Here is a 17,273-nt window from a genome sequence, read left to right as displayed (position 1 = left end):
GAATAGAATGATGGTTTGGATTTCCCCGCATTGTAAGGCCGTGCCACTCTCCCAAGCCAATTTAGACGAATTAGCCAGCCGCATCAAGGCATGGGGGCAGGAACTCGGCTTCGCGGAAGTGCGGATTGCCGATATCGACCTGTCAGCCGCCGAGGCGGGGCTGCAAGCCTGGCTGGATGCTGGCATGCACGGCGATATGGACTATATGGCAAGCCACGGCATGAAACGCGCCCGTCCGGCGGAACTGGTGCCCGGCACGGTGCGCGTGATCACCGCGCGCATGAATTACCTGCCCGGTGCAGCCGACGAGGGCTGGCGCGAACGGGAAACGGCGCGCCTGTCCGATCCCACGCAGGCCGTCATTTCGGTATATGCCCGCGGCCGCGACTACCACAAGGTGTTGCGCGCGCGGCTGCAGCAGCTGGCCGACAAGGTCAGTGCGGCCGTCGGCGAATTCGGCTACCGGGTGTTCACCGACTCGGCGCCGGTGATGGAACTGCCGCTGGCGGAAAAATCGGGCCTGGGCTGGCGCGGCAAGCACACCTTGCTGATCAACCGCAGCGCGGGCTCCATGTTCTTCATGGGCGAGATCCTGGTCGACCTGCCCTTGCCCGTCGATGAGCCGACCGGCGCGCACTGCGGCCAGTGCACGGCCTGCATCGACGTTTGCCCGACCCAGGCCATCCTCGGCCCTGGCAAGCTGGACGCGCGGCGCTGCATTTCCTACCTGACCATCGAACTCAAAAGCGCGATCCCGGAGGATCTGCGGCCCTTGCTGGGGAACCGCGTCTACGGCTGCGACGATTGCCAGACTGTCTGCCCCTGGAACAAGTTCGCCCAGCGGGCTACCTTGCCGGATTTCGACGAGCGCCACGCCCTGGGCAGCGCCGGCATGATCGAGCTGTTTGCGTGGTCCGAGGAGGAATTCAACCGCCGCATGGAGGGCAGCCCGATCCGCCGCATCGGCCATGAACGCTGGCTGCGCAACCTCGCGGTCGGGCTAGGCAATGCGGCGCGCATGGGCGCCAAGGGTGATCCCGCCATCCTGGCCGCGTTGCAGGCACGCCGCGACCACCCATCGGAAATGGTGCGGGAGCACGTGGAGTGGGCGCTGCGCCAGCACTAGGATCAGCGCCCCGTCCTGTTTCACTTCAGCAGTCCCGCCAGCTCGACCGCGGTCTTGACCTGCATCTTGTCGAAGATGTGGGCGCGGTGCACTTCGACGGTGCGCATCGAGATGCCCAGCTCGTCGGCCACCACCTTGTTCATCTTGCCGGCCAGGATCAGGTCCAGCACCTCGCGTTCGCGGCTGGAGAGCGTGGCCAGGCGCGCCTGCACGGCGGCCTTGCCGCTGGCCAGGCGCGAGGCCGCCAGGCCTTCCTGCACGCGGTCCATCAACTGGTTGTCGTTGAAAGGCTTTTCGAAGAAGTCGAAGGCGCCGCGCTTGAGCGTATCGACCGCCATCGGCACGTCGCCGTGGCCGGTCAGGAAAATGACGGGCAGGCGCGCCGTCAGCCCGCGCGCCGCCAGTTGGTCGAACGCTGCCACGCCGCTGATCTCGGGCATGCGCACGTCGAGCAGCACGCAGTCGCCTTCGGGGTCGAAGGCGCCGCCCTGCGCGAAGGCCAGGAAGGCGGCGGCGCTTTCGTATGTGGTTGCTGCGATGCCGCGCGAGGACGCGAGCCACGACAGCGCATCGCGCACCACGGCTTCATCGTCAACGATATGTAGCATTCTGGGTCTCCCGAATTTGCTCTATTGGGCGCCGCCTGCGACCGGCAGCGTGAAAGTGAATATGGTACCGCCTTGCGGGTTGTCGCGGTGGGTCAATGTGCCGCCGTGGAACTCGATCGCGGTGCGGCAGATGTTGAGGCCCATGCCCATGCCTTCCGCCTTGGTCGAGAAGAAAGGCGAGAACAGGCGCTCGGCCACGTCCTGCGGAATGCCGTGGCCATTGTCGATGACCTGCACCACCACCATGCCGGCCAGCGGATCGTTTTCCGCCACCACGCGCAGCACGCGTTTCAGCGGCTGCACGTCGGCCATGGCTTCGATGCCGTTGCGGGTCAGGTTCAGCAGCACCTGTTCGATCAGGAGGCGGTCGGCGCGCACCAGCGGCAGCAGTTCCGGGATCTCGATCTGCAGCGAAACGTGGTGCTGGCGCGCCTGCAGTTCGATCAGCACCAGGATGGAGTCGAGCATCGATTGCAGCGCCACGTCCTGCCGCTCCGATTCGCGGTTCTTCACGAATTCGTGCACGCTGCGGATGATCTGGCCTGCGCGCTGGGCCTGCGCGCCGGCTTGCTCCAGCGCGGGCTTGAGCATGCCCGCATCGCCGCCGCGCGCAAGGATGTTCAGGGCGCCCGTGGTGTAGCTCGAAATGGCAGCCAGCGGCTGGTTCAGCTCGTGCGCCAGCATGGAAGCGATTTCGCCCATGGTGGCCAGGCGCGCGCTGGCCTGCAGCTTTTCCTGGTGCTGGCGGTTCAATTCCTCCATGCGCTTGCGGTCCGAGATGTCGAGGATGGAACCCATGTAGCCGGTGTGGCGGCCTTCCTTGTCCACCAGCGGCGCTTCGAACACCAGTACCGGAATGCGGGTGCCGTCGGGGCGCTGGAACAGGGTTTCGAATTCGGGGGTGACCGAGCCGGCCAGCACATTGGCCAGGCGGTGCTGGTATTCCTCCATGACGTCCGGCGCCCAATACGGCATGGGCGGCGAACGCCCGATCAGTTCTTCCGCCGGGTAGCCCACCATCTGGCAGAAGGCGGGATTGACATAGGTGATGCGGCCTTCCAGGTCGCGCGCGCGCAGGCCGGTCACCAGCGAATTTTCCATCGCGGTGCGGAAAGTCATTTGCTGCCGCAGTTCGCCTTCTGCCGCCAGCCGGCGCGAAATGTGGCCCCATAGTGCGAACAGGCTCCATAACAGGGCAAGAGAGAGCGCGATGACGGAGCCGACCAGCAGGTTGGGCAGCAGCTTCGGCTCGCTTTTCACGCTGTCCGTCATCAGGGTAATGGTGGCGCCGGGCAGGTCGAGGGCGCGCTTGTGGGTGTAGACGCCGTGGCCCGGGCCGGCCGAACTGCGGCGCGCCAGCACCTTGTCGTCGCGGTCGAGCAGCGAGATCTGGTTATCCTGGGCGAACCACCACGGCACCATTTCGTCGAGCAGGCTACTGAGCTGGAAAGTCGCTACCAGGCTGCCGATCCACTGGTCGCCGCGGTAGATCGGGAACAGCAGGTCCATTTTCAGCGCGTCCGGCGCGGCGTCGCCGCCAATCGGCTCCGGTTCGGCGTAGACGGGAGTGTGCGTACGGCGCGCATGGTCCTGCGCCGCCAGCGCGGCTGAACCGAGCATGGCGTCGCCGGCCGGACTGGCCGGGGTGCCTTCGCTGGCCACGACGATGCGCCCTTTCGAATCGACCTGGACCACGCTTTTCAGCTCGGCGCCGTTTTTCAGCATGCGCCCCATGCGCTGCTGCACGTCGGCCGGCGCCAGGTGGCCGGCGGCGATTTCATTGGCCAGGCCGCGCAGGCTTTCTTCGTGGCGGCCAAGCTGGAAGCGGATCGATTGTTCGACCCACAGCGTGTCGGCGATCAATTGCTCCTGTCGCTCGTTGCTCTCGAGCTGGCGCGCCTGCCACGGCAGCCAGAACACGATGGCGACGAATAGCAGCACCAGGACTACCGGCAGCAGCCAGCGTATGGAAAAGGGCAGGGATATGCGTTTCAACATGCGCCGAGGGTAGCGAATCCAGTTGCTGCTTGTATTGTGGGTTTCCACAGTTGTGTGCCACCATTCCGCTGAAGACAATATAAAGTGAGAATAATAATGCACCAAAATCGCCGGGAGACCTTATGCATTTGAAGTCCCTCCTGGCCGCCTTCGGCGCGGCCGCACTTGTCACGTCCCAAGCATTCGCTCAGGCGCCCATCGTCATCAAATTCAGCCACGTCGTCGCGCCGGACACGCCCAAGGGGCAGGCGGCGGAGCGCTTCAAGCAGCTCGCGGAGAAGGCCACCGGCGGCCGCGTCAGGGTCCAGGTCTACCCGAACAGCCAGTTGTACAAAGACAAGGAAGAACTGGAAGCGCTGCAGCTGGGCGCTGTGCAGATGCTGGCCCCGTCGCTGGCCAAGTTCGGTCCGCTCGGCGTGAAGGAATTCGAGGTGTTCGACCTGCCGTACATCTTCCCCAACAAGACCGCGCTGTACAACGTGACCGAGGGCCCGATCGGCAAGTCGCTGCTGAAGAAGCTCGAGACCAAGGGCATTACCGGCCTGGCTTACTGGGACAATGGCTTCAAGGTCATGTCGGCCAACCGCCAGCTGCGCGTGCCGGCCGATTTCAAGGGCCTGAAGATGCGGATCCAGTCCTCCAAGGTGCTGGACATCCAGATGCGCGCGCTCGGTGCGGTGCCGCAGTCGCTGGCCTTCTCCGAAGCGTATATGGCGCTGCAGACCGGCGTCGTGGACGGCACCGAGAACCCGCCCTCGAACATGTACACGCAAAAGATGCATGAGGTGCAAAAGCACCTGACCATCTCCAACCACGGCTACCTGGGCTACGCCGTCATCGTCAACAAGAAGTTCTGGGACGGCCTGCCGTCGGATATCCGCAGCAAGCTCGAAGGCGCCATGAAGGAAGCCACCACCTACGAAAAGGCCATCGCCCAGCGCGACAACGATATGGCGCTGGAAGCGATCCGCAAGTCCGGCAAGACCCAGATCTACAACCTGAGCGCGCAGGAACAGGCCCTGTGGCGCAATGCCCTGCTGCCCGTGCAAAAGCAGATGGAAGAGCGCATCGGCAAGGACCTGATCCAGTCCATCAACCGCGAAACAGCAAAATAAGTCCGCTGTCAAGTTGCTCAAAATAAATAACGATATTCGGAAAAAGATCGGTTACTATGGCCACGCCCCCGAACGGTGCGACTTGCACCATGATGGTTAAGGGCACAGGATTTAGTGGGGAGTGAAGAAGAAGAACAAGCGGCGCGGCCGCGGATCATAGAGGAGACACGCTGCCTGACAGTATGCTGTTGGCCGCCGCCACAAGCGGGGTTAAATGGCCGGGGTGGTGACAAAAAAGATTCAAGACGCACCTGCGGGTGCGTTTTTTTTTGCCCTATCCTGGCGCGCTGGTGTAGCATGATTGCCACAGTTTTATTGGAGTAAGCGTGACCGAAAAACAACATGTTGGCAGGGACTTCAGCGCCATCATCCATCTCCCGTTCGGCGCCATGGGTGTCGGCACGGCCGGCGCGGTCGTGACGGAAATGTTCTACCTGCCCGGCGACACGCCGGAAAAATCGCCCACCAATGCGCTGGCCGAACAAGCCGTGCAGCAACTGCTGGCCTATTGCGACGATGCCGACTACGCCTTCGACCTGCCGTTGGCAATGCGCGGCAGCGAGTTCCAGCGCCGCGTGTGGCAAGCGCTGCGCGAAATCCCGCGCGGCCAGGTGCGCACCTACGGCGAGCTGGCCAGGCACCTTGATTCGGTGGCGCGCGCGGTGGGGCAGGCTTGCCGCAGCAATCCCTTCCCGCCGCTGGTGCCATGCCACCGCGTGATGGGCGCCAGCAGCCTGGGCGGCTTTGCCGGCAGCGACGACCAGAACGGTTTCACCCTCGGCGTGAAGCGCTGGCTGCTGGCTCACGAAGGACATAAAGAGTATCAATGGCAGCAGGCAACCTTGCTCTGATTGACGAGTTCTGCGACAGCCTGTGGCTGGAGGACGGGCTGTCCAAAAACTCCCTGGATGCCTACCGGCGCGATTTGACGGCCTTTGCCAAATGGCTGGAAACGGCGCGGCCCTCGGTCGGCAGCCTGCATGCAGCCGGCACGGCCGACCTGCAAGCCTATTTCGCAGCCCGCCACGCAGACACCAAGGCCAGCTCGGCCAACCGCCGCCTGTCGGCCCTGAAGCGCTTCTACCAGTTGGCGCTGCGCCAGCGCCAGATCGCGGAAGATCCCTGCCTGCGCATGGCATCGGCCAAGCAGCCGCTGCGCTTCGTCCATACCCTGAGCGAAGCGCAGGTGGAAGCGCTGCTGGCTGCGCCGGACTTGCGCACGCCGCTGGGCATCCGCGACCGCACCATGCTGGAACTGATGTACGCCAGCGGCTTGCGCGTGTCGGAGCTGGTGGCGCTGAAGACGCTCGAGCTGAGCATGAACGACGGCGTGCTGCGCATCACCGGCAAGGGCGCCAAGACGCGCCTGGTGCCGTTCGGCGAACAGGCGCGCTTGTGGATCGAGCGCTACTTGCGCGAAGCGCGCGGTGTCATCCTCGACGGCAAGCAGGACGATGCGCTCTTCATCACCGGCCGCGGCGGGCCGATGACGCGGCAAATGTTCTGGGTCGTGGTGAAAAAGCAGGCCTTGAAGGCTGGCATTACCGCACCGCTGTCGCCGCACACGCTGCGCCACGCCTTCGCCACGCACCTGCTGAACCATGGCGCCGACCTGCGCGTGGTGCAGTTGCTTTTAGGCCACTCCGACATTTCCACCACACAGATCTATACCCATGTTGCCCGCGAGCGTCTAAAGCAGATTCATGCGCTACATCATCCGCGCGGATAATTTCGTTTGCGCAGCGCCGCCAATCGGCCTAATGTAGGCTTTCAGGAGGTATTTCCATGGCAAAGACGAATTTCGCATTCGAGAAACGCCAGCGAGAGCTGGAAAAGAAGCGCAAGGCTGAGGAAAAAGCGCAGAAAAAACTTGCATCCAAGAACCGGCCAGCCGACGAGCAGGATGCCGACGAGGCCGGCTACGAAACCGAAGAGACCGACACCACAAGTCCAGAGTAGCCGAGCCCGTGTCACACCATGGGGTCACACCCCAAGTGTGACACGGGCTCGGCTATTTGGCACGGCGTCAGGTGAAACTGCTTACGCGGCTTCGGCTACGCCGGATTGTTCGGCTGCTGCTGCTGCGTCGTCGTGGTGGCCGCGGCGCAGCCAGCGCTTGGCGCGCTTGCCGAAACTGTCGAGGTAGGTGTAGGCCACCGGCACCACGACCAGTGTCAGCAGGGTGGAGGTGATCACGCCGCCAATCACTGCCCGGCCCATCGGCGCCTGGGTTTCCCCGCCTTCGCCGAGGCCGATCGCCATCGGCAGCATGCCGAAGATCATTGCCAGGGTCGTCATCAGGATGGGACGCAGGCGCACCTGGCCGGCCGCCATGATGGCGTCGAACTGGCTCATGCCGTCGCGCTGGCCGTGGTTGGTGAAGTCCACCAGCAGGATCGCGTTCTTGGTCACCAGGCCCATCAGCATGATCACGCCGATCACGGAGAACACGTTCAGCGTGGAGCCGGTCGCCAGCAGCGCCACCAGCACGCCGATCAGCGACATCGGCAGCGATACCATGATCGCAATCGGCTGCAGGAAGCTGCCGAACTGCGACGCCAGCACGATGTAAATGAACACCACGGCGATGCTCAGCGCCGTGATGGCGCCGTTCATCGTTTCGGCCATCTGCTGCGCATTGCCGGCCACGTCGAAGCGCACGCCGTCCGGCAGCGTCATCGAGTCCATGGCTTTCTTCACGTCGGCATCCACGTCGCCGGCGGGGCGGCCTTCGGTCGCGGCGTAGATGGCCACCCGGCGCTGCAGGGCCTGGCGTTTCAGCACCTGCGGGCTGAAGCCTGGCACAAAGTCCACCACCTGGCGCAGCGGCACCATCAGCGGGTTGCCGTCCGGGCCGGTCTTGCTCGAGGTGAGCGACAGGTCGGCCAGGTCGGCGATGCGCTGGCGGCCGGACTTGGGCAACTGCACATTGACTTCATAGTTCTGGCCGTCCGCCGCCAGCCAGTAGCTGGCCGTGTCGCCCGCGACGAAAGGACGCATGGCGCTGCCGATCTGCTGCACGCTCAGTCCCAGGTCGCTGGCCAGTTCGTTATTGATCTTGATCAGCGTCGACGGGTTGGCGCCTTCCTGGCTGTATTCCAGGTCGGCCACGCCCTTGATCTTGCGCATCTTGGCCATCAGCGCCTGCGCGGTCTGCTCCAGCTTGGCTTCGTCGGTGCCGAGGATGGCGATGAAGATCGGCTTCTGGCCCACCGACAGGGTAATGCCCGGAATGCGCTCGATGCGCTTGCGGATCGCGCCTTCCAGCTTTTGCTGGGACTGGCGGTGGGTTTTCTTGACGTCGGTCAGCTTGATGCGCAGGAAGGAGATGTGGCGGCCGGCAGGATCGCCGACATTGGCCGTGACGGCGTCGACCTCGGGAAACTCCTTCAGCGCCGCCTCTACCTGCTGCACCTTGGCGTCGTTGTAATCCAGGCTGGAGCCGACCGGCACCTTGAGCTGCAGCACAATCTGGCCCTGGTCGGTTTCCGGGAACATCTCGCCGCCGATCATCGGCACCAGCATCAGGCTGCCGGCGAACAGGCCGAAGGCGGTGGCGAGCGTCAGCTTGCGCCATCTCAGCGCCAGGGCCAGCACCTTGCCATACAGCTTGTGCACCTTCTCCACGCCATGTTCGACTTTCTCCATGATGCGGCCCAGCCACGGCAGGTATTTGAAGCGGTCCTTGACCGGGTCATGCCATACCGACGACAGCATCGGGTCGAGGGTGAAGGAGACAAAGAGCGATACCAGCACCGCCACCGTCACGGTCACGCCGAACTGCAGGAAGAAGCGGCCGATGATGCCGTCCATGAAGGCGACCGGCACGAACACGGCGACAATGGCAAAGGTGGTCGCCATCACGGCGATGCCGATTTCATTGGTGCCGTCCTCCGCCGCCTTGCGGTGGTGCTTGCCGAAGCCGAGGTGGCGCACGATGTTCTCGCGTACCACGATGGCGTCGTCGATCAGCAAGCCAATGCACAGCGACAGCGCCATCAGCGTCAGGAAGTTCAGCGTGAAGCCGAAGGCCTTCATGGCGATGAAGGAGGCCAGCACCGAGATCGGCAGCGTCAGGCCGGTGATGATGGTCGAGCGCCAGGAGTGCAGGAAAAAGAACACGATTACCATGGTCAGGATCGCGCCTTCGATGATGGTGCGCTTGACGTTGTCGAGCTGTGCCTGCACGCGCTCCGATTGCGAATCGAGAACCTTGATCTTGATGTCTTCCGGCAGGGTCTTGCGCAGGTTTTCCACCACCTTCAGGATGCCGTTGCCGACTTCGACCACGTTGGCGTCCTGTACCTTGGTGATGTCGAGCGAGACGGCGGGCTTGCCGTTGACGCGCGAGATCGACTGTTCTTCCGCCTCGCCGTCGATCACGTCGGCCACCTGGTCCAGGTAGACCGGGCCGTTGGCGCGGCGCGCCACGATGATCTTGTTGAATTCCACCGCTTCTTTCAGCTTGCCTTCCACCCGCACCAGGGTTTCGGTGACGTCGGCCGACAGGCGTCCGGCCGGCAGGTTGGCGTTGGTGTTCTGGATGGCGCGCATCACTTCGTCCACGCCCACGCCTTGTGCCCGCATGTCGGCCGGGCGCAGGCTGACCAGCATCTGGCGTTTGGTGGTGCCGAATACGCGCACCTGGCCCACGCCCGGCACACCCTGGAAGCGCTTGGCCAGGATCTGGTCGGTCATGGTGGACAGGTCGCGCAGGCTGCGCTTGTCCGAGCTGAACGACAGGCTGACGATGGGCTGGTCGTTCTCGCCTTCGGCCCGGGCGATGAAGGGCTCCTTCGCTTCGCGCGGGAATTTCGGACGCACCAGCGCAATCTTGTCGCGCATGTCCTGCATCGCCTTGTCCATATTGGTGGACAGTTCGAATTCGACGTAGACGCCGGCCTTGCCTTCCCACGAATTGGCGCGGATGGTCTTGACGCCGGACACGGTGTTGACGATGTCCTCGAGCGGGCGCGTGATGTCGTTTTCCACCGCTTCCGGCGAGGCGCCCGGATACACCACCTCGATTGCGGCGAAGGGGAAGGAAACGTTCGGCATGGATTCCACGCCGAGCCCCTTGTAAGAGAAGATGCCAAGCACCATCAGCGCCACCATCACCATGGTGGCAAAGACCGGCTGGCGGATCGAGATTTTAGTGATCCACATGACGGCGCCCCTTAACCTTTAGCCGCCGCCAGCATGGCCGGCCTGGCGGCGGGAACGCCTGCCGGGGCAGCCAGCTTGACCTTGGCGCCCGGCTTCACCCCTTCCAGCTTCGAGATGATCACGTTGGCGCCCTTGTCCAGGCCCGCGGTCACTTCGGCCAGGCCCACGTCCTCGCTGCGCAGGCCAAGGCTGACCGGCTGCGCCACGACGATGCCATCGGCGACCTTGTAGACCACCTGCTTGCCCGCTTCTTCGCGCAGGGCAGCCAGCGGCACCATCGGCGCTTCCTTGGTGCGCTCGGTGGTGATATTCCCCTTGGCGAACATGCCGCCGCGCAATACGCCGTCGGCGTTCGGCACCGAGATATACACCAGCATGGCGCGCGAACCGGTTTCCGTGGTCGGGTTGATGCGCGCTACCTTGCCGCTGAATTCGCGCTTGGCGAAGCCGTCGACGCGGAAGCTGACTTCCTGGCCGATTTTCACGCGCGGGATATCGGTGGTGGGCACTTGCGCTTCCAGCGTCAGCTCTTGCAGGCCGACGATGGTGTAGACGGGCATGTCAGGCGCGACCTTATCGCCCGCCTGCACATGACGTTTGGAGATGATCCCGCTGATCGGTGCGCGGATGACGCTGTCGTTCAGCGCGATGCGGGCCAGGTCGACCATGGCGGAAGCCGATTTGACGTTGGCATGCGCCAGCTCGACGGCATTGGCCGTGGTATCGAAGCTGGTCTGCGAGATGAATTTTTGCGACAACAGCGCTTTCGCGTTGTATTCGTTTTTCTGGGCCATGCTCAGCCTGGCATGCGCCTCTTCCAGCATGGCCTGCTGCTGGGCCAGGCGCGCTTTCAGGTCGGCCTGGTCGAGGCGGGCCAGCACTTGCCCTTCCTGCACTGAGACGCCCTCGCGCAGCGTGGCTTCCTGCACCTGGCCCGACACTTTCGATTTGATGGTGGCCTGGTTGACCGGGATCAGTGAACCCGACAAGGGGAGTCCCACCGAGAGCGGCCGCGCATCGATGGCGGCCACGTCGGCACTGGCCAGCTCGAGCACAGGCTCGGCCTTGGTGGCCGCTGCCTTTGGCGTTTCTGCCGGCTTGGCCTGCGATTTCATAACGGTCCAGCTACCGCCCGCCAGGCCCAGTACTACCAGGCCGATCACGGGAAGGCGCCAGCGTTTTGGGGATTTCAGGTGCACGGGTTGTGGGCTCATTATTGTCTCTTCATCAAAGTTGTCCGCTGGCGCGGATTGCGATGGTGACACTGTAGGTTTTAACAAGTCCAGCGGCCATGTAAATGCGATAAAGCGCATAAACGGCGACTTGAAATGCAAAAAGTGCGGATGGAGCGGCGCTTGTCAGGCACCTTTGACATAGCGCAAACGAAAAAACGCGAAGCGGGCGAAAAATGTGGCATGAGCACTCCCTCGCCTGCCGACTTGACTCCCGTCCATGCAGCGCTCGACTTGATAGCGCGCATGGTGGGGGCGCTTGAACAGACGCCGCTGGTCGCGATCAGCAGCCTGGACCGCGAAGGCAAGGTGACATTCTGCAATTCGCAGTTTGCGAGTCTGGCCGGCCTGACGATGCAGGAGGCGATCGGCCGGCCTCTGGCTGAACTGATGTCGCGCGCCGAACGGCAAGATGAGCATGACGCCATGGTGGAAGAAGTGTGGCGCAGCGGCAAGCCGGGCCCGCTTGGCGACTGGCATGTGCGCGCATTTTCCGGACGCGACCTCTGGTTGTATTCGACCAAGGTTCCGGTCTGGCAGGACGGCGAGTTGGCGCAGGTTGTCTGCATGGATGTCGATGTCACCCAGCGCAAGGATGATGAATCGGCGCTGCGCGCAGTCGGGGAAAATTTTTCCCAGATGTTCGCCCGTTCCAGCGATGCGGTGTTGATCATGCGTGACGGCATGATCGTGGAGGTTAACCCCGCTGCCATGCGCCTGTTCAAATGCGACTCAGCGGCACGCCTGGCAGGCCACCGCTTGCATACCTTTTCGCCGCTGCGCCAGCCAGGAGGCGAATTGTCGGAAACGGGGGTGGCCAGCCGGGAAGCAGTCGCCTTTAGCGATGGCAATAGCCGTTTCGAATGGTGCTACACCGATTGCGATGGCACAGCATTCTGGGCCGAGGTATTGATGACTGCCCTGCAGCCCGGACAGTCGGACCTGCTGTATGTGGTTGTGCGCGACATCTCTGACCGCAAGCAAGCCGAGCGCACGGTACGGCTGGCGGCCCAGGTGTTTGAAAATAGCCGCGATGCCATCGTGCTGACGGACCGGCGCCGCCACATCATTGCCAGCAACCGCGCTTATTCGCAGACCACCGGTTTTGCGGCGGAAGAACTGCTGGGCCAGCCGATCAGCCTGTATCGCTCCGGCGTGCAGGACGAGTCGTTCTATCGTGAGGTATGGAGCCAGGTCGAAGCCAGCGATCACTGGCAGGGCGAAACCTGGGCCCGTCGCAAGAACGGAGAGATTTTCCCGTGTTGGGTCAGTGTGACAGCGATCCGGGACCAGGCCGGTCTGGTGTCGAATTATATGGGCAGCCTGTCCGATATCACGGAGCGCAAAAGGACCGAGGAATATACGCGCCACCTGGCAGAGCATGATTTCTTGACCGATCTGCCAAACCGCGTGCTGCTGCTCGACCGCCTCAATCTGGCGCTGGCGGCAGCGCGCCGCAGCAAGAGTTCGCTGGCAGTACTGTTCCTCGACCTGGACCGCTTCAAGATGATCAACGACACGCTCGGCCACGCGGTGGGTGACCGCTTGCTGAAAGAGGTCGCCGCCCGCTTGCTGAGATGCGTGCGCAGCGTCGACACGGTGAGCCGGCATGGCGGCGACGAATTCGTGGTCGTGCTGGCGGAGGTTGGTGGGCCGGAGCGCGCGGCGCATGTGGCCGAGACGGTGTTGCAGGCGGTCACGCAGGAATATGTGCTGGGTGAGCACCTGCTGCATGTCTCGACCTCAATCGGCATTGCCATGTTCCCGTCGGACGGGGCGGACATCGACAGCCTGGTAAAACATGCAGATATCGCGATGTACCACGCCAAGCAGGCCGGGCGCGACCGCTACCAGTTCTTTGGACAGGAAATGAACGCACGCGTGGTTGTGCATGCCAGCCTGGAAAAGGGCCTGCGGCGTGCACTGGACGAGGGCCAGTTCGAACTGGCTTACCAGCCGGAAGTCGACATCGCCAGTGGCGAAGTGGTTGGCATGGAGGCGCTGCTGCGCTGGCGCCATCCGGAGCAGGGCTTGCTGTTGCCGCAGGATTTTCTGAACGTGGCGCAGGAGTCGGGACTCATGGTGGCAATTGGTGGCTGGGTGTTGCGCAGCGCCTGCAGCCGCGCGCGCAAATGGCTGGAAGATGGGGGGGCGCTGGTGGTTTCGGTGAATATTGCGATTGGCCAGTTCATGCACAAGAATTTTGTCGACAGCGTGGCTGAGGCGTTGCGCGGCAGTGGCCTGGCGCCGCAGTGGCTGGAACTGGAACTGACCGAAGACACCATCATGCGTGGCGGCTCGGACGTGCCGGAGAAGCTTGGTGCGTTGCGGGAGCTTGGTGTGCGAGTGTCGATCGATGATTTCGGGACTGGCTATTCGCAATTGATGCAGTTGAAGGAATTCCCTATCTACAAACTGAAGATTGCCCAATCCTTCATGGACAATGGCACGGATGCCACCGCCATTCGCACCATCATTGCGATGGCGCGCAGCCTGGACATGACAGTCATCGCCGAAGGCGTCGAAACTGAGGACCAGCTTCAGTTGCTGAGAGAGCTTGGCTGCGACCAGTACCAGGGGCAACTGGCGGAAAATGCAGTAAGGACGACGCCATGACGCGTGAATCGATTGCCGGCCGCATTTTGGTTTTACGTAGGCAGCGGGTCATGCTGGACGCGGATCTTGCCGAGCTGTATGGTGTGCCGACCAAAGCACTTAATCAGGCCGTACGACGCAACAGCCGTCGCTTCCCGCCAGATTTTATGTTCCAGCTCACTACGCTTGAGAAACGCGAGGTGGTCACAAACTGTGACCACCTCGCGCGACTGAAGTTTGCGAGAACCCTTCCTTTTGCCTTTACTGAACATGGGTCAATCCAGGCATCCAATGTGCTCAACACCGGACAGGCAATCGAAATGGGTCTTTATGTCGTGCGAGCCTTCCTTCACCTTCGGGAACTCGTTGCCGCGCACGATGGCCTTGCTGCGCGGTTAGATGAGCTTGCCGCTCTGGTGGCGCGTGGCCAGGAGTCAACGCGAGTTGAGTTGAAGGCCATGGTGGACGTACTCAGGCAACTGGCCCGGCCTGCCGAGGCGCCAGCCAAGCGGCCGATCGGCTTCGTGGTCACTGACGAACGGCCGGCTAGCGCAGCCGCAGCCGCACCAGCACCTGGCCGTGGTCGGAAACCTCGGGCCGCTCCTGGCGCAAGTGGTCGTTGAAGTAGCTGACGTCCAGCACTTCGCCGATGGCGCGCGGCGAGGCAGGGTTGAATTCTTCCGACACCAGCACGTGGTCGATGGTGGAGTAGTGTCCTTCGTGGATGCTGGTATAGGCCACATGGCGCAGATGGTCTTGCCGCAGCTGGATCTGGTTGGCGTCATACATGCGGCCGCGCCGCTCGTCGCCGGGCATCATGCCGCCGCCGTTGCCCAGCACGATGGTGGTGGTCACCGCGTCGGCTGTGTCGTTGAAATCACCCAGAACGATGCAAGGCCGGCGCGTTTCACGCATCATTTTGCTTAACAGGACACGCAGGGCCACCGCTTCCGTACCGCGCCACACCAGCGAGCGCAGGCTGGCCATGGCCAGGTGCAGCGGGTCTTCCGAGGTGTCGCCGCTGCGATAATCCGGCCGCCGCGATTTCAGGTGGACCACGATGACGTCCACCACCACTTCGTTGGGCAGCATGATCTGTGCGTGCAGGGGCGCGCGGGCGAAGCGGTCCGCTTCCGGCAGGCCCGAGTCGGCCGGCACGCCTTCAGGGAAATTGGCATAGACTTCCGGCGCGGCAGCCAAAGGCAGGCGCGACACCAGCGCCACATTAGGCGTCAAACGAGAGGCGTGGGGATCGGGATCGAAGCCGGCATGCACGGCATCGCGATACTTACGGGTGCGCGCGAGCACGTCGCGCAGCGCTGCCTGGGAGAAGATCTCCTGGAAGCCGATCACGTCGGCATCGAGCTGGTCCAGCTGTTGCGCGGTCCATTCCGCCTTGGCCTCGTACTCCTGCTCCGTCAAAGGCTGCAGGTTGTCGTACAGTTTCGCCCCTGGCGGGGCAAGGTTGCAGACATTGAAGGTGGCAAAGCGAATTTCTTGCTGCATAATGAGAAACTCCTCTCTTGGCACTAGCGTATCACGGCATGGCAAAAAAAGAGCACATTTCCGAAACCCCGGCGACAGCCTTGCTGCGCAAGCACAAAGTCGCATTTTCCGAACATCCTTATGAGTACGAAGAGCATGGCGGTACCTCCGTCTCTTCGCGCGAGCTGGGCGTCGATGAACACCATGTGGTGAAGACCCTGGTGATGCAGGACGAGGCGGCCAAGCCGCTGATCGTGCTGATGCATGGCGACTGCAAGGTGTCGACCAAGAACCTGGCACGCAATATCGGCTGCAAGTCCGTTGAGCCGTGCAAGCCCGAGGTGGCGCAGCGCCATTCCGGCTACATGGTGGGCGGCACGTCGCCCTTCGGCACCAAGAAGGCAATGCCGGTCTATGTCGAGGAAAGCATCCTTGGCCTGGAAACGATTTATATCAATGGCGGGCGCCGTGGCTTCCTGATTGGTATCAAGCCAGCGGTCCTGACCGAGGTGCTGGCGGCCAGGCCGGTGCAATGCGCATTGGCGGATTGATAAGATTGCCTGCGGCCGCGCCGCCCGAGCCGGACGGTATGGTGTATAGTCGCTGCCGCATATAAAAACAAGGAATCCTGGGGATTTATGATTACTCTGCTTTTGATTATTGGCGCTTACCTGATCGGCTCGATTTCCTTCGCCGTGGTGGTGAGCAAGTTCTACGGCCTAGACGATCCGCGCACCTATGGTTCCGGCAACCCCGGCGCCACCAATGTGCTGCGCAGCGGTAACAAGGGCGCGGCGATCTGGACCTTGATCGGCGATGCCTTCAAAGGTTGGCTGGCCGTGTTCCTGGTCGACCATTTCCAGCAGCAACTGGGCCTGGGCTACCAGGCGGACCAGGCCATCGCACTGGTGGCCGTGGCCGTGTTTGTTGGCCACTTGTGGCCGGTATTCTTCAAGTTCGTCGGTGGCAAGGGCGTGGCGACGGCGCTGGGCGTGCTGCTGGCATTGAATGTATGGCTGGGCCTGGCAACGCTGGCGACCTGGCTGGTGGTGGCTTACGCCTTCCGCTATTCCTCGCTGGCTGCGCTGGTCGCTTCCGTGTTCGCACCGTTCTACTACGGCTTGCTGTTCGGCGCCGAGCCGCAACTGGCTGCCGTCCTGGCCATGAGCGGTTTGCTGGTTTGGCGCCATTCCAAAAATATTGCTAACCTTATTGCTGGCAAAGAAAGCCGCATCGGCAGCAAAGCCAAGAAAAAGGCCTAGAAAACCATGACTACCACCCCGATCCGCATCGACTTCGTTTCCGACGTCTCCTGTCCCTGGTGTGCGATCGGGCTGAACAGCCTGGAAGTGGCGCTGGGCCGTCTTGGCGAAAGCGTCCAGGCGCAAATCCACTTCCAGCCCTTCGAGCTGAATCCGCACATGGTGCCGGAAGGGCAGGACATTACCGAGCACCTGCGCCAGAAATACGGCGCCAGCCCCGCCCAGCAGGAACAGACCCGTGAAATGATCCGCCAGCGCGGCGCCGATGTCGGTTTCGACTTCGCCATGGGCATGCGTAGCCGGATTTACAACACGTTTGATGCGCACCGGCTGCTGCATTGGGCCGGTGAGCATGGCAAGCAGAAAGAGCTGAAAAAGGCCCTGTTCGATGCGTATTTCACGCGCGGCCAGGATCCAAGCTCGCGCACCCTGCTGGTGCAACTGGCGGGCAAGGTCGGCCTGGACGAGGCGGAGGCAGTGCAAGTGCTGTCATCTGGCCGCTACGCGCAGGAAGTTCGCGATATGGAGCATTTCTACCACCGCAACGGCATCCAGTCGGTGCCGGCCGTCATCATCAATGAAAAACATCTCATCTCCGGCGGACAGCCGCCGGAAGCCTTTGAGCGTGCCCTGCGGCAAATAGTGGCTGCCAAATAAAACTATTATCTTGCTAACAACCTTGTTAC

15 protein-coding genes are annotated in these 17,273 nt (G+C 62.7%); 10 read left to right on the top strand and 5 right to left on the bottom strand.

What is annotated here, in order from left to right; genetic code table 11:
* Positions 1–10: 10 nt before the first annotated feature.
* Complete coding sequence (gene queG / locus ACN9MW_RS26980; RefSeq protein WP_426172311.1) at positions 11–1,126, top strand: tRNA epoxyqueuosine(34) reductase QueG; 1,116 nt, start codon at positions 11–13, stop codon at positions 1,124–1,126.
* A gap of 20 nt (positions 1,127–1,146) precedes the next feature.
* Here queG and ACN9MW_RS26975 read toward each other — a convergent pair whose 3' ends face one another.
* Complete coding sequence (locus ACN9MW_RS26975) at positions 1,147–1,734, bottom strand: response regulator transcription factor (RefSeq protein WP_426164692.1); 588 nt, start codon at positions 1,732–1,734, stop codon at positions 1,147–1,149.
* A gap of 21 nt (positions 1,735–1,755) precedes the next feature.
* On the bottom strand, positions 1,756–3,732 hold the full coding sequence (locus ACN9MW_RS26970) for a PAS domain S-box protein (protein ID WP_426164690.1): 1,977 nt from the start codon (positions 3,730–3,732) through the stop codon (positions 1,756–1,758).
* Positions 3,733–3,854: 122 nt separating this feature from the next.
* Here ACN9MW_RS26970 and ACN9MW_RS26965 point away from each other — a divergent pair, with 122 nt between their 5' ends.
* The 4 genes from ACN9MW_RS26965 to ACN9MW_RS26950 all read left to right on the top strand — a co-directional run bounded on the left by ACN9MW_RS26965 (position 3,855) and on the right by ACN9MW_RS26950 (position 6,806).
* Complete coding sequence (locus tag ACN9MW_RS26965) at positions 3,855–4,847, top strand: TRAP transporter substrate-binding protein (protein ID WP_426164688.1); 993 nt, start codon at positions 3,855–3,857, stop codon at positions 4,845–4,847.
* A 326-nt stretch (positions 4,848–5,173) separates the two neighbouring features.
* A complete protein-coding gene (locus ACN9MW_RS26960; RefSeq protein ID WP_426164686.1) occupies positions 5,174–5,698 on the top strand; it encodes a methylated-DNA--[protein]-cysteine S-methyltransferase in 525 nt (174 codons plus the stop codon).
* On the top strand, positions 5,674–6,576 hold the full coding sequence (gene xerD, locus ACN9MW_RS26955; RefSeq protein WP_426164684.1) for a site-specific tyrosine recombinase XerD: 903 nt from the start codon (positions 5,674–5,676) through the stop codon (positions 6,574–6,576). The genes ACN9MW_RS26960 and xerD overlap by 25 nt, the downstream gene beginning before the upstream one ends.
* A gap of 56 nt (positions 6,577–6,632) precedes the next feature.
* On the top strand, positions 6,633–6,806 hold the full coding sequence (locus tag ACN9MW_RS26950) for a hypothetical protein (RefSeq protein WP_426164682.1): 174 nt from the start codon (positions 6,633–6,635) through the stop codon (positions 6,804–6,806).
* A gap of 81 nt (positions 6,807–6,887) precedes the next feature.
* On the opposite strand, the gene ACN9MW_RS26945 is transcribed toward ACN9MW_RS26950, so the two are convergent.
* Positions 6,888–10,013 (bottom strand): efflux RND transporter permease subunit, encoded by a 3,126-nt coding sequence (locus tag ACN9MW_RS26945; protein ID WP_426164680.1) that lies wholly within the window; start codon positions 10,011–10,013, stop codon positions 6,888–6,890.
* Positions 10,014–10,024: 11 nt separating this feature from the next.
* Complete coding sequence (locus ACN9MW_RS26940) at positions 10,025–11,227, bottom strand: efflux RND transporter periplasmic adaptor subunit (RefSeq protein ID WP_426164678.1); 1,203 nt, start codon at positions 11,225–11,227, stop codon at positions 10,025–10,027.
* 201 nt (positions 11,228–11,428) lie between these two features.
* Here ACN9MW_RS26940 and ACN9MW_RS26935 point away from each other — a divergent pair, with 201 nt between their 5' ends.
* On the top strand, positions 11,429–13,861 hold the full coding sequence (locus ACN9MW_RS26935) for a sensor domain-containing protein (protein WP_426164676.1): 2,433 nt from the start codon (positions 11,429–11,431) through the stop codon (positions 13,859–13,861).
* Complete coding sequence (locus ACN9MW_RS26930; RefSeq protein ID WP_426164674.1) at positions 13,858–14,463, top strand: ORF6N domain-containing protein; 606 nt, start codon at positions 13,858–13,860, stop codon at positions 14,461–14,463. The genes ACN9MW_RS26935 and ACN9MW_RS26930 overlap by 4 nt, the downstream gene beginning before the upstream one ends.
* Here ACN9MW_RS26930 and ACN9MW_RS26925 read toward each other — a convergent pair.
* Complete coding sequence (locus tag ACN9MW_RS26925) at positions 14,387–15,346, bottom strand: endonuclease/exonuclease/phosphatase family protein (RefSeq protein ID WP_426164672.1); 960 nt, start codon at positions 15,344–15,346, stop codon at positions 14,387–14,389. The genes ACN9MW_RS26930 and ACN9MW_RS26925 overlap by 77 nt on opposite strands.
* Positions 15,347–15,384: 38 nt before the next feature.
* Here ACN9MW_RS26925 and ybaK point away from each other — a divergent pair, with 38 nt between their 5' ends.
* From ybaK to ACN9MW_RS26910, 3 genes are all read left to right on the top strand, one after another.
* Positions 15,385–15,876: a Cys-tRNA(Pro) deacylase gene (gene ybaK / locus ACN9MW_RS26920; protein WP_426164670.1), complete on the top strand. Its 492-nt coding sequence runs from the start codon at positions 15,385–15,387 to the stop codon at positions 15,874–15,876.
* 87 nt (positions 15,877–15,963) lie between these two features.
* Entirely contained in the window at positions 15,964–16,587 is a 624-nt protein-coding gene (gene plsY, locus ACN9MW_RS26915; RefSeq protein ID WP_426164668.1) for a glycerol-3-phosphate 1-O-acyltransferase PlsY, read from the top strand.
* 6 nt (positions 16,588–16,593) lie between these two features.
* The gene (locus ACN9MW_RS26910; protein WP_426164666.1) at positions 16,594–17,244 is read left to right on the top strand and encodes a DsbA family oxidoreductase; all 651 of its coding nucleotides are present in this window, start codon (positions 16,594–16,596) and stop codon (positions 17,242–17,244) included.
* Positions 17,245–17,273 lie beyond the last annotated feature (29 nt).

It is taken from the genome of Pseudoduganella sp. R-34 (assembly GCF_049904655.1).
GTDB lineage: Bacteria > Pseudomonadota > Gammaproteobacteria > Burkholderiales > Burkholderiaceae_D > Rugamonas.
The sequence above is the reverse complement of the archived record's forward strand: the minus strand, read 5'-3'. Positions and strand labels throughout refer to the sequence as shown.

What these genes read in the sequence shown, in the direction of transcription:
- queG (WP_426172311.1), top strand. Translation starts at nt 11, where the DNA reads ATGGTTTGGATTTCCCCGCATTGTAAGGCCGTGCCACTCTCCCAAGCC.
- ACN9MW_RS26975 (WP_426164692.1), bottom strand. Translation starts at nt 1,734, where the DNA reads ATGCTACATATCGTTGACGATGAAGCCGTGGTGCGCGATGCGCTGTCG.
- ACN9MW_RS26970 (WP_426164690.1), bottom strand. Translation starts at nt 3,732, where the DNA reads ATGTTGAAACGCATATCCCTGCCCTTTTCCATACGCTGGCTGCTGCCG.
- ACN9MW_RS26965 (WP_426164688.1), top strand. Translation starts at nt 3,855, where the DNA reads ATGCATTTGAAGTCCCTCCTGGCCGCCTTCGGCGCGGCCGCACTTGTC.
- xerD (WP_426164684.1), top strand. Translation starts at nt 5,674, where the DNA reads ATGGCAGCAGGCAACCTTGCTCTGATTGACGAGTTCTGCGACAGCCTG.
- ACN9MW_RS26950 (WP_426164682.1), top strand. Translation starts at nt 6,633, where the DNA reads ATGGCAAAGACGAATTTCGCATTCGAGAAACGCCAGCGAGAGCTGGAA.
- ACN9MW_RS26945 (WP_426164680.1), bottom strand. Translation starts at nt 10,013, where the DNA reads ATGTGGATCACTAAAATCTCGATCCGCCAGCCGGTCTTTGCCACCATG.
- ACN9MW_RS26940 (WP_426164678.1), bottom strand. Translation starts at nt 11,227, where the DNA reads ATGAGCCCACAACCCGTGCACCTGAAATCCCCAAAACGCTGGCGCCTT.
- ACN9MW_RS26935 (WP_426164676.1), top strand. Translation starts at nt 11,429, where the DNA reads ATGAGCACTCCCTCGCCTGCCGACTTGACTCCCGTCCATGCAGCGCTC.
- ACN9MW_RS26930 (WP_426164674.1), top strand. Translation starts at nt 13,858, where the DNA reads ATGACGCGTGAATCGATTGCCGGCCGCATTTTGGTTTTACGTAGGCAG.
- ACN9MW_RS26925 (WP_426164672.1), bottom strand. Translation starts at nt 15,346, where the DNA reads ATGCAGCAAGAAATTCGCTTTGCCACCTTCAATGTCTGCAACCTTGCC.
- ybaK (WP_426164670.1), top strand. Translation starts at nt 15,385, where the DNA reads ATGGCAAAAAAAGAGCACATTTCCGAAACCCCGGCGACAGCCTTGCTG.
- plsY (WP_426164668.1), top strand. Translation starts at nt 15,964, where the DNA reads ATGATTACTCTGCTTTTGATTATTGGCGCTTACCTGATCGGCTCGATT.
- ACN9MW_RS26910 (WP_426164666.1), top strand. Translation starts at nt 16,594, where the DNA reads ATGACTACCACCCCGATCCGCATCGACTTCGTTTCCGACGTCTCCTGT.